The sequence below is a fragment of the Micromonospora marina genome, assembly GCF_900091565.1.
Taxonomy (GTDB): Bacteria; Actinomycetota; Actinomycetes; order Mycobacteriales; family Micromonosporaceae; genus Micromonospora; species Micromonospora marina.
In genome coordinates this window covers 118404-140940 of sequence record NZ_FMCV01000004.1, presented here as the reverse complement: position 1 = coordinate 140940, position 22537 = coordinate 118404, and the positions used below count along the sequence as shown (strand labels likewise).

The following is a 22537-nucleotide window of genomic DNA, read 5'->3' as shown; positions in this document are numbered from 1 at the left end:
CCCGATGGACGCCGAGCCCGCCACCGACATCCGCCCCTGCGCCCACTGCGGACGCGACGTGCCGCAACGCGCCGGCGCGGGCCGCCCGTTCCGCTACTGCCGGGACAACGACGGCGCCTGCCAGCGGGCCGCCCGCAACTCGCGGATGCGTCACCGCAACTCCCCCGGGCTGCCCGGGCAGGTGGCGCGCACCTGGGAGGCGGTGGACCGGCTCGACCAGATCGTGGAGACGCTCACCGAGGCGCTGCACGCCGAACTGTCACCGGCCGGTGTGGAACGGCAGCTCGCCGAGCTGCGTGCGGAGACCGCCGCGCAGGTCGCGGCCGCCCACGCCGAACGCGACGAGGCACGCCGCGAGGCCGAGGACGCGACCGCGGCGGCGGCCCGCGACCGGCAGCAGGCCCGCGCCGCGTACGCCGACCGCGACGCCGCCACCGACCGCGCCGAGCGGGCGGAGGCCACCGCGTCCGCCGCCGCCGAACGGGCCGCCGCGGCCGAGGACGCCCGCGACGCGGCGCGCGCCGAGGCGGGCGCCGCGCAGGCGCTGCGGGTGCAGGCCGAACGTGACCGCGACTCCGCCCGCCACGAACTGCGCACGGTACGCACCGAACGCGACGCCGAACGCCGCCGCGCGGCCGAGCTGACCGCCGAGCGGGACACCGCCCGGGCCGACGCCGAGCGGGCCACCCGCTCCGCCACCGAGGCCCTGGACCGGGCCGAGCAGTCCCGCGCCGAGGCCGACCGGGCGCGCGCCGACGCGCAGGCCGCGCAGGGCCGGGCGACCGACGCGGAGCGCGCGGCCCGGGCCGCTTCCGAGCGGGCCGAGGCGGAGGCCGCCGCCGCGCGGCGGGCCCTCGTCGAGCGGGACCGGGCCGACGCGGCACGCGCCGCCGCCGAGGCGGCCCTGGAGCGGGTCCGGGCCGAGGCGAGTGCGGCGGTCGAGGCGGCCCGCGCCGGGGCCTCCGCTTCCGTCGAGCAGGCCCGCGCGGACGTGGCCGCCGCGGTGGAGCAGGTCGCCGCCCGTACCGCCGAGCGGGACGCGCTGGCCGCGGAGCTGGCCGATGCGCGGCGGGCCGTGAGCGCCGCCGAGGCGCGGGCGGCAGCGATCGACGCCGACCGGGACGCCGCGCAGCGCCGCGCCGGGCAGCTCGCCGACCAGGTGAGCGACCTGGCGACGGCACTGGCGCGGCTCGGCACGCGCACCGGCTGAGGCGGCCACGGGCTGGGAACGGGGCAGCGCGGCACCCGGCCGGCGGCGAGGATCGGGGCATGGGAAAGACGTACGAGCGCATCGACGGCCGGCTGCGGGACTTCATCGAGGCGCAGCCGATGTTCTTCGTAGCCACCGCCCCGCTGTCGGGCGACGGCACCGTCAACCTCTCCCCGAAAGGGCTGCGCGGCTGCTTCGCGGTGCTCGACGAGCGCACGGTGGCATACCTCGACTTCGCCGGCAGCAACGCCGAGACCATCGCCCACCTGCGGGAGAACGGTCGGGTCACGCTGATGTGGTGCGCCTTCACCGGCCCGCCGAACATCGTGCGGGTGCACGGGCGCGGCGAGCCGGTGTTCCGCGACGACCCGCGCTGGCCCGGCCTGCTGACCCACTTTCCCGACATCGACCCGGGCCCGCACGGGTTGCGGGCGGTCATCGTGGTGCGCGCCGAGCTGATCCGCGACACCTGCGGCTACGCGGTGCCGTTCATGACCTACGACGCCGACCGGGACCTGCACGAACGCCGGTTCGCCAGGGAGGACGACGCGTCGCTGAGCGCGTACTTCGCGGGCAAGGACCACGTCGCCACCAGCATCGACGGCCTGCCCGGTCTGCCGTTGCCGCTGCCGCCGACCCCGGCGGGGTGAGCGCGGTCAGTGGATGCCGGCCATCAGCTGCCGGATCTGGCGGGTGAACATCACCGCGGCCAGACCCAGCACCACCGAGGCCAGCCCGAAGGTCAGGAAGTACACCGGCTGGGACCAGGTGTCGGCCAGCCGGGCCACCTGACCGCCGATGGCGTCGCCGACGGCGGTGGCGAGGAACCACAGGCCCAGCATCTGGCTGGCGTACTTGACCGGCGCGAGTTTCGTGGTGGCGGACAGGCCGACCGGGCTCAGGGACAGCTCACCGGCGACCTGGATCGCGTACACCGCGACGAGCCACAGCGGTGAGACCAGGTCGCCGCCGACGGCGGCCCTGGCGGCGGCGGCCATCAGCACGAACGACAGGCCGTTGAGCACCAGGCCGACGGCGAACTTCGTGGGCGTGGACACCCGGTGCCCGAGTTTGAGCCACAACGCGGCGGCCAGCGGCGCGCCGATGATGATGAGGATCGGGTTCACCGACTGCAACCAGGACGCCGGGAACGTGAACCCGCCGACCGAGCGGTCGGTCCGGTCGGCGGCGAAGATGTTCAGTACCGACCCGGCCTGGTCGTAGATGAGCCAGAACGAGGCGGCGAACAGGAACAGCCACACGTACGCCTTCATCCGGCTGCGTTCGGTGTCGCTGATCTCCCGGTCGGTGAGGATCCGCGTGAAGTAGCCGACGGTCACCAGCACCGTCACCACTGTGAGCAGGTTGACCACCGTGTCGACGGTGAACCAGCCGGCCAGCAGCAGCACCAGCCCGAAGGCGAGGACCACGACGCTCGCCACGCCCACCCGGGTCAGCGCGCGCCGCCGGTCGGCGCCGAGCAGCGGGTCCGCCGGGCGGGCGCCGGCGTCGCCGAGGTTGCGGCGGCCCAGCACGTACTGGAGCACGCCGAAGGTCATGCCGACCGCGGCGGCGCCGAACCCCAGATGCCAGTTGATCTTCTCGCCGAGGAAACCGGTGATCAGCGGCGCGATGAACGCGCCCAGGTTGATGCCCATGTAGAAGATGGAGAAGCCGGCGTCGCGGCGTGGCGAGTCCCGCTCGTACAGGTCACCGACCATCGTGGAGATGTTCGGCTTGAGCAGGCCGGTGCCGAGCACGATCAGCGCCATGCCGGCGAACACGCTCCACCCGGTGGGGATCGCCATCACGTAGTGCCCGGCGGCGATCACCACGCCGCCCCACAGCACGCTGCGCCGGGCGCCGATCAGCCGGTCGGCTACCCAGCCGCCCGGCAGCGCCATCAGATAGACCATGGCGTTGTAGGTGCCGTACACGGCGTTGGCGCTGGACTCACCGAGGTCCAGACCGCCGTCGGCCACGGCGGCGGTCAGGTACAGCACCAGGATCGCCCGCATGCCGTAGAAGCTGAACCGCTCCCACATCTCGGTGAGGAAGAGCGTGGACAGCGCACGGGGATGACCGAAGAAGGTCTTCCCGGCTGGTGGTCGGGCCCCGACCGGCGCGTCACTGCTCATCGTCACCTCCGGCACGCAAACAGGTGGGTAACATCCCCGTTGACAGGCGAAACACTCCACCGATTCGGCCCGGCCGGGGACGACCCCGCCGGGCAGCTGTCATGGCCGGTTACCCTTGAGACTCCCGACCCGCGTACGGCCCTGCCGCCGTGGGCCGGGGAATGGGTGAGCGGTGACCGGTCGTTACACCTGAAGACCAGCACCACGAACGAGGGGAAGTCGATCATGGGCGAGCGCATGCTGCGCGGTAGCCGGCTGGGAGCGGTCAGCTACGAGTCCGACCGCAACACGGAGCTCGCGCCGCGCCAGACCCGCGAGTACCTCTGCGCCAAGGGCCACCAGTTCGAGGTGCCGTTCGCCGTCGACGCCGAGGTCCCGACGACCTGGGAGTGCAAGTTCGACGGCAGCGTCGCCCGCCTGGTCGACGGCACCGAGCCCGAGCAGAAGAAGGCCAAGCCGCCGCGTACCCACTGGGACATGCTGCTGGAGCGGCGCTCGATCGCCGAGCTGGAGGATATCCTCGCCGAGCGGCTCCAGGAGGTCCGCACCCGCCGCGGTCGTGCCTGACCGTCCGTGACGCGCCGAAACGCCCCCGGGATCACCCGGGGGTGTTTTCGTTGCCGGGCCGGGCCGGGGCGGCCGCCAGTTCGGGGAGGTGGCGGGGTCGGGCGCGGTTCGATGCCGCTACCTCGGCGAAGTGGAGTTGATCAAGCCGATGGCCTGACGCAGCGCGACGGGCGCGCCTCAGCGGTCGACGATCTCGCCCTCGATGGCCTTGCCCGGGTCGGTGACCGGCTGCGGCGACGGCGACGGGGCCGGCGCGGGCTCCGGAGACGGCTGCGGCGCACCCCGGTACACGCGCACCCGGCGCGGCCCGAACAGGTCACCGGCGACCATCGACGACACCCGCCGCTCGGTGGCCCGGCGCACCCCGCCACCGGCGAGCCGGCGCAGCGGCGGCACCAGCAGCAGCAGGCCCACCACGCCGCTGACCAGGCCCGGCATCGCCAGCAGCAGCGCACCCAGCAGACCGACCAGCCCGTCGGTCACCTCGGGCCCCGGCGGCCGGCCGGTCTGCGCCGCCGCGCGGAACCCGCGCCACGCCCGCATCCCCTCGCGCCGCAGCAGCACCAGACCCAGCAGGGACGCCCCGAACACCAGCAGCACCGCCGCGCCGAACCCGACGGCCCGGCCGACCAGCACGAAAACGGCCAGCTCCAGCAGCGCGAGCAGCAGCAGGGCCGGTGGTACGTACTTCAGTCCTCGGCGCATCTCACCTCATCAGCCCGGGGTCACCACGCCCCTCAAGCATGACACGCCCTCGCTCAAGGCCAGCGCGCGAGCGCGTCCGGGCGGGCGGACGCGCTCGCCAGACGGTCCCGCACCCCCCAGCGGGTCACCCGCCACAACGCCTCGGCCACGATCAGCGGGCTCATCTTGCTGTCGCCGTGTTCCCGCTCGGCGAACGTGATCGGCACCTCCACGATGCGTACCCCGGCGCGGTGCGCCAGCCGCGACAACTCCACCTGGAACGCGTACCCCTGGGAACGCACCGACTTCAGGTCGATCGCGTCCAACGCGCTCGACCGGTACACCCGGTAGCCGCCGGTCGCGTCGCTGACCGGCATGCCCAACGCCAGCCGCGCGTACAGGTTACCCACCCGGGACAGCAGCAGCCGCCGCCACGGCCAGTTCAGCACCCGCGCGCCGCGGGTCCACCGGGAGCCGATCACCACGTCGGCGTCGCGGGCCGCGTGCAGCAGCGCCGGCAGGTCCTCCGGGGCGTGCGAGCCGTCGGCGTCCATCTCGACCACCGCGTCGTAGCCGCGCCTGCGCGCCCAGGCGAAACCGGCCAGGTAGGCCGCGCCGAGCCCTTCCTTGCCGGCCCGGTGCAGCACGTGCACCCGCGGGTCTCCGGCCGCGAGCGTGTCGGCGATCGCCCCGGTGCCGTCGGGGCTGTTGTCGTCGGCGACGAGCACGTCCACCGACGGCGCCGCCTCGCGTACCCGGACGACGATGCGCCTGACGTTGTCGGCCTCGTTGTAGGTGGGGATGACCACCAGGACCCGCCCCACCCCGGGATGGCCTACCGTCCGCCTGCCGGCTGCCACGCCCACCGTCGCACCGCCTCTCGTCGGCTCAGCCGGGAGTGGCCTCCCGGCGGCGGCGCCGCAGCACGGCCGCGCCGGTCAGGGCCGCGACCGCCAGCGCCGTCAGCGCCACCTCCGGCCACACCCCGGCCGTGGTCGCCGGGGTACGCCCGTCACCGAGTTCCATCTGCCGCACCACCACCGCGGCGGTGTTGAACCCGGTCGCACCGTCTACCCGCCCGTCGGGGGAAACGAACCCGGACACCCCGACCGTGGAGGCCATCAACGCGGCCCGGCCGTGCTCCACGGCCCGCAGCCGCACCATGGCCAGCTGCTGGCGGGCCTCGGCCACATCGAACGTGGCGTTGTTGGTCTGCACCACCAGCAGCTGCGCGCCGCCGGTGACGGTGTCCCGGACGACGCCGTCGTACGCGACCTCGAAGCAGATCACGTCGCCGAGTACGGCCGGGCCGGTGTCCAGCACACCCGGACGGTCACCTGGCACGAAATCGGACCGGACCCGGTCGACCTGGGAGCTGACCTTGCGGGCGATGGAGCGCAGCGGCACGTACTCGGCGAACGGCACCGGATGCCGCTTCGTGTACACCTGGTCCAGATCCGGGCCGGTCCCCGGCCGCCACAGCAGCCCCGCGTTGCGCACCTCACCCCGGCCGGGCCCGACCAGCACCGCGCCGACCAGGATCGGCGCGCCGATCGCGTCGGCCGCCTGGGAGATCCGCTCCCCCGCGCCCGGGTTGCGCAGCGGGTCGATGTCGCTGGAGTTCTCCGGCCACACCACCACGTCGGGACGGTCCTGCCCGCCCTCGGCGACCCGCCGCGCCAGGTCCAGCGTCGCGTCGACGTGGTTGTTCAGCACCGCCTGCCGCTGCGCGTTGAAGTCCAGCCCGAGGCGCGGAACGTTGCCCTGCACGATGGCCACGGTGACGGTGCCGCCCGCGCCGCGTACCCCGGTCGGCACGGCCGCGCCGGCGGCGAGCAGCGCCACCAGCGCGGCGGTGAGCCCGGCGACCGGCCGCCACTGCCCGGGCGTGTGCCGCCAGTCCCGCCACGCGGCGGTCACCAGGAGCCCGCCGGCGACCGCGACGGCGAACGTGACCAGCGGGGCGCCGCCGAGCGCGGCCAGCTTCAGCAGCGGCGAGGTGTCCTGGCTGAACGCCAGCCGCCCCCACGGGAACCCGCCGAACGGGGTGCGGTCGCGCAGCGCCTCCTGCCCCACCCACAGCACACCGGTCAGCAGCGGCCACGCCGCCCGGTGCCGGTCGGCCAGCGGCGACACCCAGGCGGTCACGGCGCCCAGCAGCGCCAGATACGCGGCCTGCAACAGCGACAGCAGCGCCCACGGCAGGTAGCCGGTGTGCAGGTTCGTCCACTCCAGCAGCGACGCGAACAACGCCACCCCGGTCAGGAAGCCCAGCCCGGCGCCGGCACGCAACCGCCGCCGGTGCACGGCGGCGGCCAGCAACGCCACACCGACCGGCGCCAGCGGCCACCACCCGTACGGCGGGAACGCCAGCAGCAGCGCCACCCCGGCCAGCACGGCGGCCGGCACGGCCAGCGTCAGCGGCAGGGGACGCGCGGCGCCGTCACCGGGTGCCCCGTCGGTGGCACGCGGCTGTTCCCGGTCCAGCGTCGTCACCGGCTTCTCCCCACGATCACGGGCCGAAGGCTACCCGCCCGTACCGGCGGGCGGCCGAACCGGTGTGGGGCGTGCCACCGACGCGGCGGGGGCAGGCGACAATCGGGCGCATGCGGTTCGGTGTGCTCGGCGAGACCCAGGCGTACGCGGCCGACGGCAGCCTGCTGCCCGTCGCCGGCGGGCGGCTGCGCGCGCTGCTGGTGCTGCTGCTGCTCGACGCCGGCCGCACCGTGGCGCCGCAGCGTCTCGTCGACGGCGTGTACGGCGACCGGCCGCCCGAGCAGGCCACGAACGCACTCCAGTCGCAGGTGTCGCGGCTGCGGCGGCTGCTGCCGGGCGCGCCCGTCGAGTTCGGTCCGGCCGGCTACCGGCTGGCCGTCGACCCCCAGCGGGTGGACGTGCACCGGTTCGCCGGGCTGGCCGCTGCCGGGCGGGCGGCGCTGGCCGCCGGTGACCCGGCCGCCGCGGCGGCGTTGCTGCGCGACGCGCTCGGCCTGTGGCGCGGTGAACCCCTCGCGGACGTGACGGACGCGCCGTTCGCCGACGCCGAGGCGGCCCGGCTGCGCCAGGCGCGCCTGGCCGCGGTCGAGGACCGGGTCGAGGCGGAACTGGCGCTGGCACCGGCCGGCGCGCCGCTGATCGCCGAGCTGCGCGACCTGGTGGCCGCGAATCCACTACGGGAACGGCTGCACGGGCAACTGATGCGTGCCCTGCACGGCGCCGGCCGCCGCGCCGAGGCCCTCGCCGCGTACGCCGACGCCCGCCGGGTCCTGGCCGAGGAACTGGGCACCGACCCGTCGGCGGAGCTGGCCACGCTGCACACGGCGCTGCTGCGCGACGACGCCGCGCCACCCGCCCGGCTGCCCAGCCCGCTGACCAGTTTCGTCGGCCGGGAACCGGAACTGCGGCGTGTGCACGACCTGCTCGGCGCGGCGCGGCTGGTCACCCTGCACGGCCCGGGCGGCGCCGGCAAGACCCGGCTGGCCACCACCGTCGCGTCCGGCCACGACGGGCCGGTGTGCCTGGTGGAACTGGCCGCTGTGGCGCCCGGCGCACCGGTCGCGCCGGCCGTGCTGGCCGCGCTGGACCTGCGCGACGCCGGTCTGCGCACCCCCGGCGGCCCGGCCGACCTGACCGACCGGCTGGTGGCCGCGCTGGCCGACCGGCGGCTGCTGCTGGTGCTGGACAACTGCGAGCACGTCATCGACGACGCGGCCCGGCTGACCGGCGCGCTGCTCGCCGCCGCACCCGGACTGCGGGTGCTCGCCACCAGCCGGGAGCCGCTGGGCCTCACCGGCGAGGCGCTGTGCCCGGTCGGCGGGCTGCCCGCCCCGGACGGGCCGGCCGCACCGGAGACAGCCGCCGGGTACCCGGCGGTGCGGCTGTTCACCGACCGGGCCGCCGACGTGTCGCCCGGGTTCACCCTCGACGCCGTCACCACCCCGGCGGTGCTGCGGATCTGCCGTACCCTCGACGGGCTGCCGCTGGCCCTGGAGCTGGCCGCGGCGCGCCTGCGGGCCCTGCCGGTGACGCAGGTCGCGGCGCGTCTGGACGACCGGTTCCGGCTGCTGCGCCGCGGCGACCGCACCGCGGCGCCCCGGCACCGCACGCTGGAGGCGGTGGTGGGGTGGAGCTGGGATCTGCTCGACGCCCCGGAGCGGCGGCTGGCCGCCCGGATGAGCGTGTTCGCCGGCGCCGCCGACCTGGCCGCGGTGCAGGCGGTGTGCGCGCCGGACGCCGGGGACGTCGTGGACGTACTCACCGGGCTGGTGGACAAGTCGCTGGTGGAGGCCACCGGCGGGCGCTACCGGATGCTGGAGACGATCCGCGAGTTCGCATCCGCCCGGCTGGCCGAGGGCGGCGGCACCGGGCGGATCCGGGACGCGCACGCCGCGTACTTCCTGGACCTGGCGCTCACGGGCGACGCGGCGCTGCGCGGCGGCGGCCAGGACCGGTGGCTGCGCCGCCTGGACGCCGCGCGTGACGACCTGCACGCGGCGCTGCGGCACGCGGACACCGCGACCGGGTTGCGGCTGGTCGCGGCGCTGGCGTTCTACTGGTGGCTGCGGGGCATGCGCGGTGAGGGCGCGGCCCTGGCCCGGCGGCTGGTCGACCGGCTCGACGGCCCGCCCGGCGGCCTGGCCGAGGAGTACGCGTTGGCTCTGCTGGTCGCCACGCTCGCCGGTGGCGGCGACCGCAGCGAGGTCGACGCCGCGGCCCGGATCCTGTGGACCCTGGCCCGGCCGCCCCGGCACCCGTTCCTGCTGTACCTGTCCGGCATGGCCAGCGGCCCCCCGTCACCGCAGGACGCGGCGGCGCTGCACGAGCAGGCCGTCCGGGACCGGCTGATCGGCGCCGACCCGTGGAGCCGGGCGCTGGGCCTGCTGGGCACCGCGATGGTCAGTCTGCTGCACCACCGGCACGCCCAGGCCCGCACCGACCTGGACGCCGCGCTGGCCGGCTTCCGGGCCCTCGACGACCGCTGGGGCATGATCGTGACACTGTCCACCCGCGCCGAGGCCGCCTACCGCGCCGGTGACGTCGCGTCCGCGGCCACGCCGATGGCGGAGGCGCTGGACCTGGCCGAGCAGCTCGGCTCCACGCTGGACCTGGCGGAGCTGCTGCGGACCCGCGCCGACGGTCGGCTGGCCGCCGGTGACCTGACCGGCGCGGCCGAGGACTACCGGCGGGTGCGGCGCATCGCCGGCCCGGCCGGCGCGCCGGAGCTGGTCGCCGCCGCGTACCTGGGGCTCAGCGAGATCGCCCGCCGCGACGGCGACCCGCAGCGGGCGCGGGCGCTGTGCGAGCGGGCGGTCGCGGACTGCCCGACGGGCTGGTTCGGTGCCGAGGTGGTGCGGCTGGCGGCGCTGGTGACGCTCGGGCAGCTCGCCGACGCCGCCGGCGACACCACGCGGGCCCACGCCTGCTACCGGCAGGTCCTCACCGCCGACGACGGCGTGTGGGACGCGCCGGTGGTGGCCGCGGCGGTCGACGGGCTGGCCGGGCCGCTGCTGCGCGACGGCGACCACGAGTCGGCGGCCCGCTTGCTGGGCGCGGCGGCGGCGCTGCTGGCCGGCACTGCCGCGGCCGACGCCCCGGCCGGCACGCCGGCCGCCGCCACGCTGCGGGAACGCCTCGGCGAGGCGGCGTTCACCACCGCGTACGCCCGGGGCGCGGACCTGCCCCGGCAGCGGGCGCTGGCGCTGCTCGACGGTCGCTGACCGGCGCGGCGCCGCCCGGTGCGCGCGCGGTACGCGCCCGGTCAGCGACCCCGGTGACGCTGACGCCCATGACCGACGACACGACGGCCGTGCTGGCCGACGGGATACGGAAGACGTACGGCCGCACCACCGCCCTGGACGGCTTCGACCTGGCCGTGCCGGCCGGCACCGTGTACGGCGTGCTCGGCCCGAACGGGGCGGGCAAGACCACCGCGGTGCGGATCCTCACCACGCTGCTGCGTTTCGACGCCGGCCGGGCCACGGTGGCCGGGTACGACGTCGCCGCCGCCCCGGACCGGGTCCGCCAGGCGATCAGCCTGACCGGCCAGTACGCGGCGGTCGACGAGGTGCTCAGCGGACGGCAGAACCTGGTGCTGTTCGGCCGGCTGCGGCGGCTGTCCGCGCGCCGGGCCCGCCGCCGCGCCGAGGAACTGCTGGACCGGTTCGGCCTGACCGAGGCCGCGGACCGGTCGGCCGGCGGCTACTCCGGCGGGATGCGCCGCCGCCTGGACCTGGCGGCCAGCCTGGTGGTGCCGCCGCGGGTGCTGTTCCTCGACGAGCCGACCACCGGCCTGGACCCGCGCAGCCGCAACGGCCTGTGGACGGCGGTGCGGGAACTGGTCGCCGACGGGACCACGGTGCTGCTGACCACCCAGTACCTGCAGGAGGCCGACCACCTCGCCGACCGGGTGTGCGTCATCGACGCCGGCCGGGTCGTGGCCGAGGGCACCCCGGAGCGGCTGAAGGCCCGCATCGGCGCCGACCGGCTGGAACTGGTGGTCCGCGACGCGGCGGACCTGCCCGCGGCGGCGGCGGTGGTGGAACGCGCCACCGCCGCGACCGCGACCGTGGACCCCGGGCTGCGCCGTGTGGACGCGCCGGTGGCCGACCGGATCGCCGTTCTCACCGCCGTGCTGCGGGCCCTCGACGAGACCGGGATCGCGGTGGAGGACGTGCTGGTGCGCCGTCCGACGCTGGACGAGGCGTTCCTGCGGCTCACCGGCGGTCACACCGGCGCGCAGCGGGTGGGGGTCGCGTCGTGAGGACACTGACCGACGGGTGGCTGATGGCCGGGCGGAACATGCGCCACGTGGTGCGTGCCCCGGAGGAGATCATCCTCTACTTCAGCCTGCCGATCATGTTCGTGCTGGTGTTCGGCTACGTGTTCGGCAGCGGCATGACGGTGCCGGGCGACGGCAGCTACCGGGAGTTCCTGCTGCCGGGCGTGTTCGTCATGACGATGCTCTACGGCCTCGGCGCGACCGCGTCGGCGGTCGCGGTGGACGCCGGCCGGGGCGTGGTGGACCGGTTCCGGTCCCTGCCGATGGCCCGGTCGGCGCTGCTGTCCGGCCGCGCCGCCGCCGACCTGGTACGGGCCTGCCTGGAGATGACCACACTTGTGGTGTGCGGGCTGCTGGTCGGCTGGCAGTGGCGTGCGGGCACCGGCGCGGCGCTGGCGGCGGTGGCGCTGATCCTGCTGCTGCGCGTCGCGATGACCTGGGTGGGCATCCTGTTCGGGCTGCTCGTGCCGAACCCGGACACGGTCGCGGTGGTGGTGTTCCCGCTGGCGTTCCCGCTGACCGCCCTGTCCAACGTGTTCGTGGCACCGGAGCTGATGCCGGACTGGCTGGGCGCGATCGCCGCCTGGAATCCGCTGTCCGCGACGGTGGCGGCGGCCCGGGACCTGTTCGGCAACCCGGGCCTGGGCGGGGATTCGTGGCCGGCCCGGCACGCGCTGGAACTGGCGGTCGTCTGGCCGCTGGCGCTGATCGCGGTGGCCGCACCGGCGGCGGTGCGCCGCTACCGGCGGCTGGGCCGCTGACAGGGATATCGGGGGGATGAAATCGGGGCGCGGCCGAAGCCGCGCCCCGATGCTCCCAGGCCCTTCCCGGCCGGTGGGGCGAAGACGATCGGCGCCGACCTTCGGACCGACCCGACGTGGACTGGCTGCCCCCGCCTGGCCGTTGTCTACTGGCCGTGCCTCTCACCCTGCCCGTACACCGGTAACCGCGGCCGGTTCGCGCCGCCCCGCCGACCCCCGCCCGCTGGACCTGGCCGCCGCAACCTTCCGGTCGCTCGGCCAGCGGACGAAGGGACGAAGCGAACAACAGCCGCTTCCCGTGGTAGGACTCAAAGACGGTACGGCGTAGCCCCCCGCCGCTGTCAACCCACCCGGGCCTGTCGTGTGTTGCGACACGGCGTGTCGCGTCGGCGCGTCTCGATTCCTGAGCGCGGCTCAGGCACCCAGGTGGTGCCGCAGCATCGCCGCCGCCGCACCCGGATGCTCCTGCGCGAGCAGCCCCGCGGCGGCCAGCACGTAGTCCACGTCCACGACCGGGCGGGCCGCCCGCGGCAACGCCCACCCGCCGGCGTGATCGGTGAGCACCGCGTCCAGCACCGCCTCCGCGGCACCCGGCTCGGCGTACCGCAGCACCCCACCGGAGCCGACGAGCAGCTTCACCTCCCGCAGGTCCCGCCCGGCCCGCTCCCCCGTCGCCGCGCCCCGCGCGTGCCGCCGCAACGCCACGGTCGCGGCCAGCGCCGCGATACGCCGGTCCACGGCCCGCTCGCCGTCACCGGCGGGCAGGAACCCCGGGTCGGCGGCCCGTACCGCCGCCGCGGCCGCCAGCTGCGGCTCCTCGGCCGCGTCGAGCAGCCGCTCCTCGACGGCGGCGCGCACCACACCAGGCGCGCTCCACCGCATGCCCAGGTCACCCTCGACGGTGCGGGCCCGCCACAGCGTCCCGGCGACCTCCTGACTGGGGCCGCTGTCGCGCTCGTCGGGGGTGAGCACCGAGTACACGTCGGTGGTGGCCCCGCCCACGTCCACCACTGCGAGGTCACCGCCGAGCGTCCCGGCGAGAACCTCCACGCCGGTGAGCACCGCGTCGGGGGTGGCGGCGCGGACCAGCCGCGCGAACCGGGCCCCGCGGGACAGCTTCTTGCCGCCGATGACGTGCCGCAGGAACACCTCCCGGATCGCCGCCCGCGCCGACGCCGGCTCCAGCACCCCGATGCGGGGCAGCACGTTGTCCGCCACCGTCACCGGCACCCCCGCGCCCGCCAGCAGCGCGTGCAGGTCGTCGCGCACGTCGGCGTTGCCCGCGAGCACCACCGGCACCCGGAACCGGGCCCTCGCCAGCCGCGTCGCGTTGTGCGTCACCGTCTCCGCGTCACCGCCGTCGGTGCCGCCCACCAGCAGCACCACGTCCGGGCGGGCCGCCCGCAACGCCGCCACGTCCACCCCACCCAGACACCCGGCCGCCACGTGCACCACGTTCGCGCCCGCCGACAGACCGACCCGCCGGCCCGCCTGAGCGGTGACGAGGGGCTCGTAACCCACCACCGCGAGGCGCAACCCACCCCCGGCCGACGAACACACGTACCAGGGCACCTCAGCGACCCCCGCCGACGCGACGGCCGCGCCGACCGCGGTGTCCAGGCCGTGCAGCACATCCGTGCCCACCGTGGTGGGCGCCGACGCCGCCGCGACCAGCCGGCCGCCGTCGACGTCCACCACCGCCGCCTTCGTGTACGTCGACCCGACGTCGGCGCAGACGACAGCGCTCACGTTCACGCCCGGCTGTCCACTCACGCCGACGGGGGCACGACCACCGTGCCGGTCGCGGTGACCGCCACGATCGGCTCGTCGAGCACCTCGGCGGCCGACTCGCCCCGGTCCGGGCGACCCCGGCACACCACCGTCGCCGCGAAGTCGATGGTGCGGCTGCGCGTGCCCACCCGGGTCACCGTCGCCGTCACCTCCAGCACGTCACCGGCCTTCATCGGCGCCCGGAACTGCACATCGGCGTACGCGGCGAACAACCCCTCGTCGCCGTCGGTACGGATGCACACCTCGGTGGCCACGTCCCCGAACAACCCCAGCGCGTACGCCCCGTCGACCAGGTTGCCCGCGTAGTGGGCGTGGGAGTACGGCACGTACCGGCGGTGGACGACGGTCAGACCGACACGCGGATCGCTCATGGAGTGTTCGCCTTCCTGGAGGTGATCAAAGCGTGGACGAGGTAACTGGCGACCTCACCCGGAGTGGTGCCCCGGCCGAAAATCCGATCCACGCCCAGCTCACCGGTCATCGTCTCGTCGAACCGCGGCCCACCCACGATCAGCAGCGGCCGGCGCCCGGCCGGCATCGCCTCCCGGAACGCCGCCGACATCTCCCGCGTGTTGTGCAGGTGCGCGTCGCGCTGCGTCACCACCTGCGACACCAGCACCGCGTCGGCGCGTTCCCGCCGGGCCGCCTCGACCAGCTCCGGCACGCTCACCTGCGCGCCCAGGTTCGTGACCTTCAGCTCCCGGTAGTACTCCAGGCCCTTCTCCCCGGCGATGCCCTTGACGTTGAGGATCGCGTCGATGCCGACCGTGTGCGCGTCGGTGCCGATGCACGCGCCCACCACCGACAGCTTGCGCCGCAACTGCCGCTTCACCACCGCGTTCACCTCCTTGGCCGACAGCAGCGGATAGTCACGCTCCACCACCTGTACCTTCGCCAGATCCACCAGGTGGTTCACCCGCCCGTACACCACGAAGAACGTGAACCCGTCACCGATCGGCTTGGCGTGCACCAGCATCGCCGGGTCCATGCCCATCCTGTTCGCGAGCTGCACCGCCGCGCCCTCGGCCCGCTTGTCGTGCGGCACCGGCAACGTGAACGACACCTGCACCATCCCGTCACCGGTGGTGTCCCCGTACGGCCGCACGACAGTCTTCTCACTCACCGGGGTTGCTCCAGGATCTCGGTGGCCGGGTTGTCGTAGTCCGCCTCGTGCCGCGCCACACCATCGAGGCCCTTGCCCCGGTCCGCCGGCCGCTTCATGATCCCGAACGTGCCCTCGGCGATCGCCGTCAGCAACGACTGGTCCCCGATGCGCTCCAGCAGATCCACCGCCTCACCGAGCACCCGGTGCGCCCGCTGCTGGATGAACCCGCCCGGCGCCGGCACGAAGTCCTCGTGCAACCCGCCCGCCGCGCCCAGCACGTACCGCACGTTCTGCAGCGCGATGTCCCGGTCCGACAACCACGGCGTCACCACCGCCTCGGTCATCATCCCCACCAGCAGGATCCCCTGCCCGGTCATCGTGCCCACCAGGTTGAAGAACCCGTCCAGCAGGTTGCCCCGGAACACGTCCCCGGTCATGTGCTTCGTCGGCGGCATCCACTTCAACGGCGCGTCCGGGAACAACTCCCGCGCCAGCAACGCGTGCGCCAACTCCAACCGGAACGACTCCGGCACATCCGGGTTGATCTCGAACGCGTGGCCCAGCCCCAACTGCCAGTCCGCCAGCCCCGCCTCGTGCGCGAAGAACTCGTTGAGCAGCTGCGACACCGTCACCGTGTGCGCCTCGTCCACCGCATCAGCGGTGGTCAGGTAGTTGTCCTCACCGGTGTTGATGATGATCCCCGCCCGCGCGTGCACCTGCCGCGAGAACCGCTGGTCCACGAACGTACGAATCGGGTTGATGTCGCGGAACAGGATCCCGTACATCGAGTCGTTGAGCATCATGTCCAGACGCTCCAACCCGGCCAGCGTCGCCATCTCCGGCATGCACAGACCCGACGCGTAGTTCGTCAACCGCACATACCGGCCCAGCTCCCGCGACGTCTCATCGAGCGCCGCCCGCATCAACCGGAAGTTCTCCTGCGTCGCGTACGTGCCCGCGAACCCCTCCCGCGTCGCGCCCTCCGGCACGTAGTCCAGCAGCGACTGCCCCGTCGACCGGATCACCGCGATCACATCGGCGCCCGCCCGCGCCGCCGCCTGCGCCTGCGGAATGTCCTCGTAGATGTCACCCGTCGCCACGATCAGGTAGATCCACGGCCGCCGTTGCGGATCCCCGAACCGCTTGACGAGGCGATCCCGCTCCGCGCGCCGCCGGTCGATCGCCCGGATCCCCGCCGCGACCGCCTTACGCGACGCCCGCCGAGCCGCCGTCGCCGCCTTCCCCGACGGCTGCGCGAACCGCACCGACCCCGCCGCCGCCTTCTGCGCCAGCAACGTCACATCCGCGATGCCCTCACGCGCCAGCGCGTCGAACACCGGCACCGCCACCCCGTGCCCCAGCCCCACATCCGCGACCACCGCGTCCACGAGCCGGTTCACCCACGGAATACCGTCCGGGTCCGCGCCGGTCACCCCGGCCAGCCGCAGCACCGCCCGCTCCACCGACACCGTGGTGTGGCTGCGCGCCAGATCCACCACCGGCTGCCCGGCCCGGCGCGCCAACTCCCGCGCCCGCGCGACCAACGCCGGATCCAGCCCAAGCTTCCCTGTCACGAAGACCCTTCCTGATAGATCACGTCACCGCGCAACACAGTGGCCCGGCACACCGGCAGCGGCGTCGGATCGTCCGCGCCCCGCACCTCCGGATCCTCCGCCAGCACCACCGGCAGCCCCCGCTCCACGCCCGCCGGGGTGTCCCACACCGCGAACGTCGCCGGCGCCCCCAACGCCAGCACACCCTCGTTGTCCAGGTGCACCGCCCGCCACCCGCCGCGCGTGTGCGCCGCGAACGCCGCCCGCACACTCATCCGCTGCGCCGGATTGTGATGCGCCGCCGCCGCCCGCACCGAACCCCACGGATCAACCGGCGTCACCGGCGAATCCGACCCGAACGCCAACGCCACCCCGACCCCGTGCATCGCACCCATCGGATTCGACTCCAGCGAACGGGCCAACCCCAGCCGCGACTCGTACATCCGGCCCGCACCGCCCCACAACCTGTCGAACGCCGGCTGCATCGACGCCACGATCCCGTACTCCACGAACCCGGCGATCAACGCCTTGGTCATGATCTCCGCGTGCTCCACCCGGTGCCGGGCCGCCCGCAACCGGTCCACACCCACCGACCGCGCCGCCAGCCCGAACCCCGCAAGCACCGTCCCGATCGCCGCGTCCCCGATCGCGTGGAACCCGCCCTGCAACCCGTGCGCCGCGCAATCCAGCAGATGATCACGCACCTGCTCCGCCGACACGTACCCGTGCCCGCACGCCCCCGCCTCACCGTCCAGGTACGCCGCCGACACGTGCGCCGTCCGCGACCCCAGCGCCCCGTCGGCGAACAGGTCACCACCCGCACCCACCGCACCCAACTCCCGGGCCTTCGCCGCACCCAGCAGCTCACCCCAGTACCCGTACACCTCCGGCACCCCGGCCCCCGAGATCGCCAACAGCCCGGTGAAGTCCTCCTCGTCGGAGATGTCCGGACCGCCGCACTCGTGCACCGCCGCGACACCCAGCGACGCCGCGTGCTCCAGGGCCCGCCGCTGCGCCGCCACCCGCTGCGCCCGCGAAACCGACCCGAACGCCGCCGCACGCACCACGTGATGCGCGTCCCGCCGCAGCCACCCCGACGCGGCGTACCCGGCCGCCGCCACCACCTCCGGGCACGCCGCCAGCAACCCCGCCGACACCAGCGCCGAATGGATCGACGCCTGCGACAGATACACCCGCCGCCCACCGGCCGCCCGATCCAGCTCCGCCGCATCCGGCAGCGCCGCGTCCACCCACGCCGACTCGTCCCAGCCGTGCCCCAGCACCACCGCGTCACCCGGCAGACCCGCCGCGAACGCCGACACCGCGTCCAGCAGCTCACCCGCCGACCGCACCGCCGAAAGATCCAGCCCCGACAACGCCAACCCGGTATCGGTCGCGTGCACGTGCGCGTCCACGAACGCCGGCGTCACCAGCGCACCGCCCAACTCCACCACCCGGTCCGCCGACGGCACGTCCGCGTCCGTGCCCAACCAGGCGATCCGCCCGTCCCGCACCAGCAGCGCCGTCGCGCTCGGGTCCGCCGGACAGTGCAGCACTCCACCGCGATACAGCGTCGAGGGGTTCGTCATGGTCTCAGTCTGCCGCCAGACGAGCCTCGAACAGACCGCGCACCCCCGGCTCGGCCCGCAACAGGTCCAACGCCAGCGTGGCGTGCCCCGGCACATACCCGTTGCCCACCAGCATCGTCACATCCGCGGCCAGGCCCTCCGCGCCCAGCGCCGCCGCCGCGAAGCTCGTCGCCATCGAGAAGAAGACCACCGTACCGCCGTCCGCCGTGGCCAGCACCGCGCCGTGCTCACACCCCGGCACGTCCACGCACACCACGGTCACGTCCGCCGGCACCCCCAGCGCCGTCGTCACCGCCGTCGACAACCCCACCGGATCCCGCGCATCCGCCAGCGCCACCACGTCGGCCAGCCCGGCCGCCGTCAGCGCGTCCCGCTCCGCGGCCACCGGAACCACCCCGACGGTACGGGCGGCGCCCGCCCGCCGCGCCGCGGCGAGGGACAACGACCCGCTCTTACCCGCCCCGCCGATCACCGCCACCGACACCGGACGCGGATCACCCTCCCGGGACCGCCGCGCCACCTGCTCGGCCACCACCCGCGCCGTCAACGCCGGCGCCCCGCACACGTCCAGCACCGCGAGCGACAACTCGGGGTGCAGGTCCGGCGGCAGCACCGCCGCGATCGACCGGGCGAACAGGATCGCGTACCCGTCGCACGGCACCTGCTCGCTGCGCCCGTCCCAGCGGGCCAGCCCGTCGGTGATCGTCAGCGGCGTCAGCGTCAGCGACACGAGCGTCGCCACCCGGTCACCCGCCCTCAGCCCCAGCGGCGACCGGCGGCCCGCCTCCTCGACGGTGCCGATCAGCATGCCGCCCGAACCGGTCACCGGGTTCTGCATCTTCCCCCGCGCCGACACGATCTCCAGCACCTCGGCGCGGACCTTCTCCCCGTCGCCGCCGTGCTTCTCCGCCAGCTGCCGGAAACTCGCCGCGTCAAGGTTCAGCCGCTCGACCCGGATCCGCACCTCGTTCGCCGCGATCCGCGGATCGGCGTCCAGCCGCCAGGCCGCCTGCGGGAGCACTCCCGCCGGTTCCACGACTCGGTGCAGACCCACCGGTGACGTCACGCCTACCCCCTATGTCCAGCCGCCCGAACCCCCGGCCAGGGATCGCGTCGCGGGAAAACTTACGGCAGACTAATTTCTTCACCGCAGATTTTCCAGTAGCCTGCACAATTGTTGATCAACCCGCACCCGCTGACGAGGAGGGGCCGTGACCCAGACCCAACCGGTGGAGACCATGCCGACGCCCCGCACCGCGCCGCCCACCGTCCCGGCCGCCGGACAGCCCTACGAATACCGCCGCGCGCCCCTCGTCGAACCCGACTGGACCCGCTTCCCCGGCTGGCGCCACGTCACCCGCGACCAGTGGGAGAGCGCCCAGTGGCAGCGGGTCAACTGCGTCAAGAACATCAAGCAACTGCGCGCCGTCCTCGGCGACACCGTCGACGAGACCTTCTACGCCGACCTGGAGGCCGACCAGAAGGCCCTGGCCACCATGTCCATGCTGGTGCCGCCGCAGATGCTCAACACCATGGCACCGCATCAGCCGATGAGCACCGAGGCGCTGCTCGCCGACCCGATCCGCCGCTACATGATCCCGGTCGCCTCCGACCGGCGCACCGACTGGCCGTCACACCCGTACGCCAGCCGCGACAGCCTCCACGAACACGACATGTGGGTCGCCGAGGGTCTCACCCACCGCTACCCCACCAAGGTCCTCGCCGAGCTGCTCTCCACCTGCCCGCAGTACTGCGGCCACTGCACCCGCATGGACCTCGTCGGCAACTCCACCCCCGCCGTCGACAAGCTCAAGCTCACCCTCAAGCCCGTCGACCGCTACGACGCCCACATCACCTACCTCAAGGCCCACCCCGGCGTACGCGACGTGGTCGTCTCCGGCGGCGACGTCGCCAACGTGCCGTGGCGCAACCTCGAGTCGTACCTGATGCGCCTGCTGGAGATCGAGACGATCCGCGACATCCGGCTCGCCACCAAGGCGCTCATGGGCCTGCCCCAGCACTGGCTCCAGCCCGACGTGGTCGAGGGCCTCGAACGGGTCGCCCGCACCGCCGCCCGCCGCGGCGTCAACCTCGCCATCCACACCCACGTCAACCACGCCCAGTCGCTGACCCCGCTGGTCGCCAAGGCCGCCCAGACCGCACTCGACGTCGGCGTCCGCGACGTCCGCAACCAGGGCGTACTCATGCGCGGCGTCAACGCGACAAACGCCGACCTGCTCGACCTCTGCTTCGCGCTGCAGGGCGAGGCGGGCATCCTGCCGTACTACTTCTACATGTGCGACATGATCCCCAACGCCGAGCACTGGCGCGTCCCGGTCTGGCACGCCCAGCAGCTGCAGCACGACATCATGGGCTACCTGCCCGGCTACGCCACCCCGCGGATCGTCTGCGACGTGCCGTTCGTCGGCAAGCGCTGGGTGCACATGCTCACCGACTACGACCGTGAGCGCGGCATCTCGTACTGGACCAAGAACTACCGCACCTCGATCGAGTCGGCGGACCTGGAGGCACTGAACAAGCGCTACGCCTACTACGACCCGATCGACACGCTGCCCGAGGCCGGCCAGGCCTGGTGGCTCGCGCACAAGGACGACTGACAGGACCCGCAGGCGCACGACGGCGGGCCACCTCATCGCAGAGGTGGCCCGCCGTTCGCGTACTCACTTGTCGAAGGCGTCCTTGACGTCGCGGCCCGCCTGCTTGGCGTGCTCCCCGGCCTGCCGGGCGCGCGCCGTGCTCTGCTCGGAGGCGCCCTCGGCCCGCAACCGCTCGTTGTCGGTCACGTCGCCGATGCGCTCCTTGGCCATGCCGCTCATCTCCTGGGCCTTGTTCTTCGCCTTGTCGGTGAAGCTCATGTCGCCCTCCCTCGTCCGGCTACGCCTTGCCCTTGCCGCGTCCCCGGTGCCGGTCGTCACAAACGCTGTTGACCGGTGCACATCGTGTAATGCGTCCTAGGACAATAGGTTGAAGATGGACGCCCCGGCCGGGGCCGCGGCGTCGTGGTTGACTGGGCCGGTGAACGAGATCCTGCTGATCCGCCACGGCGAGACCACGTGGAGCGCGAGTCACCGGCACACCTCGTACACCGACCTGGACCTGACGCCCGACGGCGAGCGGCAGGCACGCGCGCTGGCTCCCCTGCTTGCCGACCGGCGCTTCGCCCGGGTGTTCTCCAGCCCCCGGCAGCGCGCCACCCGCACCGCCGCCCTGGCCGGGCTCACCGTGGACGCCATCGAGCCCGACCTGGCCGAATGGCACTACGGCGAGTACGAGGGACGCACCACCGCGGAGATCCAGGCCGAACGGCCCGGCTGGACGATCTGGACCGACGGCGGCCAAGGCGGCGAGTCACCGGAGCAGGTGGGCGCCCGCCTGGACCGCGTGCTGGACCGGGCCGCCCCGCTGCTGGAGCAGGGCGACGTCGCGCTCGTCGGGCACGGGCACAGCCTGCGCGCCCTCGGCGCACGCTGGATCGGGCTGCCGCCCTCGGCCGGCGCGCTGCTGCGGCTGGACACCGCCACCCTCAGCGTGCTCGGTCACGAGCACGGCCGGCGGGTGATCAGGCGGTGGAACCTGCCGGCTCCGCCGACGGACGGGGACGCCCCCGACCGGACAACTCGCCACTGATCTTCGGCGGCCGGTGCTCGTACGGCGTGGACAGCACCACAGTGGTGCGCGTGGTGACGTTCGCGGAGGTGCGGATCTCCTGGAGCACCCGTTCCAGGTCGGCCGGACCGGCCACCCGCACCAGCAGGAGGTAGAAGTCCTCCCCCGCCACCGAGTAGCACGAGTCGATCTCGGGCAGGTGCGCCAGCCGCTCCGGCGCGTCGTCCGGCTGCGACGGGTCGAACGGCCGGATCGCCACGAACGCGGTCAGCGGCAGGTCCAGCGCCTCGAACGACACCCGCGCGGAGTATCCCTTGATTACCCCGCGCTGCTCCAGCCGGCGGACCCGCTGGTGCACGGCCGACACCGACAGGCCCACCCGCTCGGCCAGATCCGTGTACGACAGCCGACCGTCCCCGGTCAGCGCGGCTACGATGGCACGGTCGATCTCCTCCACGCGCTGCACAGTAGCCGGAAAAGCGCTCCCATGCCGCACTCGGCCCGCCGCGGTGACGCTCAGCGCGCCGTCCGGTCGCGCACCGCGTCCGCGGCGTAGTTCAGCACCTCCGCCATGTCCTCCTCGTCCAGGAACGGCAGATCGGTGAGGATGTCCGTGACGGACATGCCCTCGGCCATCATGGCCAGCAGGGTGGCCACGGGGATGCGCGACTGCCGCACGCAGGGCGCACCCCCCATGACGTCGGGGTCCACGGTGATCCGGGGAAAGGTCACCG

At 74.2% G+C, this 22537-nt stretch carries 21 protein-coding genes; 8 read left to right on the top strand and 13 right to left on the bottom strand.

Translation table 11 applies throughout. From position 1 onward, the window contains the following. Positions 1-4: 4 nt before the first annotated feature. Both GA0070215_RS07115 and GA0070215_RS07110 read left to right on the top strand, forming a co-directional pair. Positions 5-1210 carry a hypothetical protein gene (locus GA0070215_RS07115; protein WP_091043133.1) on the top strand — a complete coding sequence of 402 codons (1206 nt, stop codon included), beginning with the start codon at positions 5-7 and terminating at the stop codon, positions 1208-1210. A gap of 59 nt (positions 1211-1269) precedes the next feature. Continuing rightward, on the top strand, positions 1270-1860 hold the full coding sequence (locus tag GA0070215_RS07110) for a pyridoxamine 5'-phosphate oxidase family protein (protein ID WP_091043129.1): 591 nt from the start codon (positions 1270-1272) through the stop codon (positions 1858-1860). A 6-nt stretch (positions 1861-1866) separates the two neighbouring features. On the opposite strand, the gene GA0070215_RS07105 is transcribed toward GA0070215_RS07110, so the two are convergent. After that, positions 1867-3348, bottom strand: coding sequence for a peptide MFS transporter (locus GA0070215_RS07105; protein ID WP_091043703.1), 1482 nt, complete (start codon positions 3346-3348; stop codon positions 1867-1869). Positions 3349-3573: 225 nt separating this feature from the next. Here GA0070215_RS07105 and GA0070215_RS07100 point away from each other — a divergent pair, with 225 nt between their 5' ends. Further along, on the top strand, positions 3574-3915 hold the full coding sequence (locus GA0070215_RS07100) for an RNA polymerase-binding protein RbpA (protein WP_007070998.1): 342 nt from the start codon (positions 3574-3576) through the stop codon (positions 3913-3915). 177 nt (positions 3916-4092) lie between these two features. Here GA0070215_RS07100 and GA0070215_RS07095 read toward each other — a convergent pair whose 3' ends face one another. The 3 genes from GA0070215_RS07095 to lnt are packed head-to-tail and all read right to left on the bottom strand — an operon-like array spanning position 4093 to position 7095. Further along, positions 4093-4620 carry an FxsA family protein gene (locus GA0070215_RS07095; protein WP_018784370.1) on the bottom strand — a complete coding sequence of 176 codons (528 nt, stop codon included), beginning with the start codon at positions 4618-4620 and terminating at the stop codon, positions 4093-4095. Positions 4621-4673: 53 nt separating this feature from the next. Then, on the bottom strand, positions 4674-5465 hold the full coding sequence (locus GA0070215_RS07090; RefSeq protein WP_091043126.1) for a polyprenol monophosphomannose synthase: 792 nt from the start codon (positions 5463-5465) through the stop codon (positions 4674-4676). Positions 5466-5487: 22 nt separating this feature from the next. Next, positions 5488-7095, bottom strand: a complete 1608-nt coding sequence (gene lnt, locus GA0070215_RS07085) for an apolipoprotein N-acyltransferase (RefSeq protein WP_091043122.1) — start codon at positions 7093-7095, stop codon at positions 5488-5490. Positions 7096-7205: 110 nt separating this feature from the next. On the opposite strand from lnt, the gene GA0070215_RS07080 reads away from it, so the two are divergent. The 3 genes from GA0070215_RS07080 to GA0070215_RS07070 all read left to right on the top strand — a co-directional run bounded on the left by GA0070215_RS07080 (position 7206) and on the right by GA0070215_RS07070 (position 12138). Next, positions 7206-10316 (top strand): AfsR/SARP family transcriptional regulator, encoded by a 3111-nt coding sequence (locus GA0070215_RS07080; protein ID WP_091043118.1) that lies wholly within the window; start codon positions 7206-7208, stop codon positions 10314-10316. 68 nt (positions 10317-10384) lie between these two features. After that, positions 10385-11359, top strand: coding sequence for a daunorubicin resistance protein DrrA family ABC transporter ATP-binding protein (locus tag GA0070215_RS07075; RefSeq protein WP_018784374.1), 975 nt, complete (start codon positions 10385-10387; stop codon positions 11357-11359). After that, a complete protein-coding gene (locus GA0070215_RS07070; RefSeq protein WP_026267637.1) occupies positions 11356-12138 on the top strand; it encodes an ABC transporter permease in 783 nt (260 codons plus the stop codon). Before GA0070215_RS07075 ends, GA0070215_RS07070 begins: the two co-directional genes overlap by 4 nt. Positions 12139-12552: 414 nt before the next feature. Here the strand turns inward: GA0070215_RS07070 and GA0070215_RS07065 are convergent, their stop codons facing one another. The 6 genes from GA0070215_RS07065 to kdd are packed head-to-tail and all read right to left on the bottom strand — an operon-like array spanning position 12553 to position 19242. After that, positions 12553-13887 carry a glutamate mutase L gene (locus tag GA0070215_RS07065; protein ID WP_091043700.1) on the bottom strand — a complete coding sequence of 445 codons (1335 nt, stop codon included), beginning with the start codon at positions 13885-13887 and terminating at the stop codon, positions 12553-12555. Positions 13888-13907: 20 nt separating this feature from the next. After that, a complete protein-coding gene (kal, locus tag GA0070215_RS07060) occupies positions 13908-14300 on the bottom strand; it encodes a 3-aminobutyryl-CoA ammonia lyase (RefSeq protein ID WP_018784377.1) in 393 nt (130 codons plus the stop codon). Then, positions 14297-15052, bottom strand: a complete 756-nt coding sequence (gene kamE / locus GA0070215_RS07055) for a lysine 5,6-aminomutase subunit beta (protein ID WP_026267639.1) — start codon at positions 15050-15052, stop codon at positions 14297-14299. Before kamE ends, kal begins: the two co-directional genes overlap by 4 nt. Continuing rightward, entirely contained in the window at positions 15049-16608 is a 1560-nt protein-coding gene (kamD, locus tag GA0070215_RS07050; RefSeq protein ID WP_026267640.1) for a lysine 5,6-aminomutase subunit alpha, read from the bottom strand. Before kamD ends, kamE begins: the two co-directional genes overlap by 4 nt. Further along, positions 16605-18176: an amidohydrolase gene (locus tag GA0070215_RS07045; protein WP_026267641.1), complete on the bottom strand. Its 1572-nt coding sequence runs from the start codon at positions 18174-18176 to the stop codon at positions 16605-16607. The genes kamD and GA0070215_RS07045 overlap by 4 nt, the downstream gene beginning before the upstream one ends. A gap of 4 nt (positions 18177-18180) precedes the next feature. Next, the gene (gene kdd, locus GA0070215_RS07040) at positions 18181-19242 is read right to left on the bottom strand and encodes an L-erythro-3,5-diaminohexanoate dehydrogenase (protein WP_091043115.1); all 1062 of its coding nucleotides are present in this window, start codon (positions 19240-19242) and stop codon (positions 18181-18183) included. Between the two features lie 145 nt (positions 19243-19387). Here kdd and GA0070215_RS07035 point away from each other — a divergent pair, with 145 nt between their 5' ends. After that, positions 19388-20794 (top strand): KamA family radical SAM protein, encoded by a 1407-nt coding sequence (locus tag GA0070215_RS07035; protein WP_018784382.1) that lies wholly within the window; start codon positions 19388-19390, stop codon positions 20792-20794. Positions 20795-20857: 63 nt separating this feature from the next. Here GA0070215_RS07035 and GA0070215_RS07030 read toward each other — a convergent pair whose 3' ends face one another. After that, complete coding sequence (locus tag GA0070215_RS07030; RefSeq protein ID WP_018784383.1) at positions 20858-21052, bottom strand: CsbD family protein; 195 nt, start codon at positions 21050-21052, stop codon at positions 20858-20860. 160 nt (positions 21053-21212) lie between these two features. Here GA0070215_RS07030 and GA0070215_RS07025 point away from each other — a divergent pair, with 160 nt between their 5' ends. Next, a complete protein-coding gene (locus GA0070215_RS07025) occupies positions 21213-21824 on the top strand; it encodes a histidine phosphatase family protein (protein WP_091043697.1) in 612 nt (203 codons plus the stop codon). Here the strand turns inward: GA0070215_RS07025 and GA0070215_RS07020 are convergent. Then, positions 21757-22260, bottom strand: coding sequence for an Lrp/AsnC family transcriptional regulator (locus GA0070215_RS07020; RefSeq protein WP_018784385.1), 504 nt, complete (start codon positions 22258-22260; stop codon positions 21757-21759). The genes GA0070215_RS07025 and GA0070215_RS07020 overlap by 68 nt on opposite strands. A gap of 59 nt (positions 22261-22319) precedes the next feature. Further along, the gene (locus tag GA0070215_RS07015) at positions 22320-22535 is read right to left on the bottom strand and encodes a DUF433 domain-containing protein (protein WP_013286269.1); all 216 of its coding nucleotides are present in this window, start codon (positions 22533-22535) and stop codon (positions 22320-22322) included. Positions 22536-22537 lie beyond the last annotated feature (2 nt).

Excerpts from the sequence above, each read along its gene's own strand:
- GA0070215_RS07115 (WP_091043133.1), top strand. The coding sequence starts at position 5 with ATGGACGCCGAGCCCGCCACCGACATCCGCCCCTGCGCCCACTGCGGA.
- GA0070215_RS07110 (WP_091043129.1), top strand. The coding sequence starts at position 1,270 with ATGGGAAAGACGTACGAGCGCATCGACGGCCGGCTGCGGGACTTCATC.
- GA0070215_RS07105 (WP_091043703.1), bottom strand. The coding sequence starts at position 3,348 with ATGAGCAGTGACGCGCCGGTCGGGGCCCGACCACCAGCCGGGAAGACC.
- GA0070215_RS07100 (WP_007070998.1), top strand. The coding sequence starts at position 3,574 with ATGGGCGAGCGCATGCTGCGCGGTAGCCGGCTGGGAGCGGTCAGCTAC.
- GA0070215_RS07095 (WP_018784370.1), bottom strand. The coding sequence starts at position 4,620 with ATGCGCCGAGGACTGAAGTACGTACCACCGGCCCTGCTGCTGCTCGCG.
- GA0070215_RS07080 (WP_091043118.1), top strand. The coding sequence starts at position 7,206 with ATGCGGTTCGGTGTGCTCGGCGAGACCCAGGCGTACGCGGCCGACGGC.
- GA0070215_RS07075 (WP_018784374.1), top strand. The coding sequence starts at position 10,385 with ATGACCGACGACACGACGGCCGTGCTGGCCGACGGGATACGGAAGACG.
- kal (WP_018784377.1), bottom strand. The coding sequence starts at position 14,300 with ATGAGCGATCCGCGTGTCGGTCTGACCGTCGTCCACCGCCGGTACGTG.
- GA0070215_RS07045 (WP_026267641.1), bottom strand. The coding sequence starts at position 18,176 with ATGACGAACCCCTCGACGCTGTATCGCGGTGGAGTGCTGCACTGTCCG.
- GA0070215_RS07030 (WP_018784383.1), bottom strand. The coding sequence starts at position 21,052 with ATGAGCTTCACCGACAAGGCGAAGAACAAGGCCCAGGAGATGAGCGGC.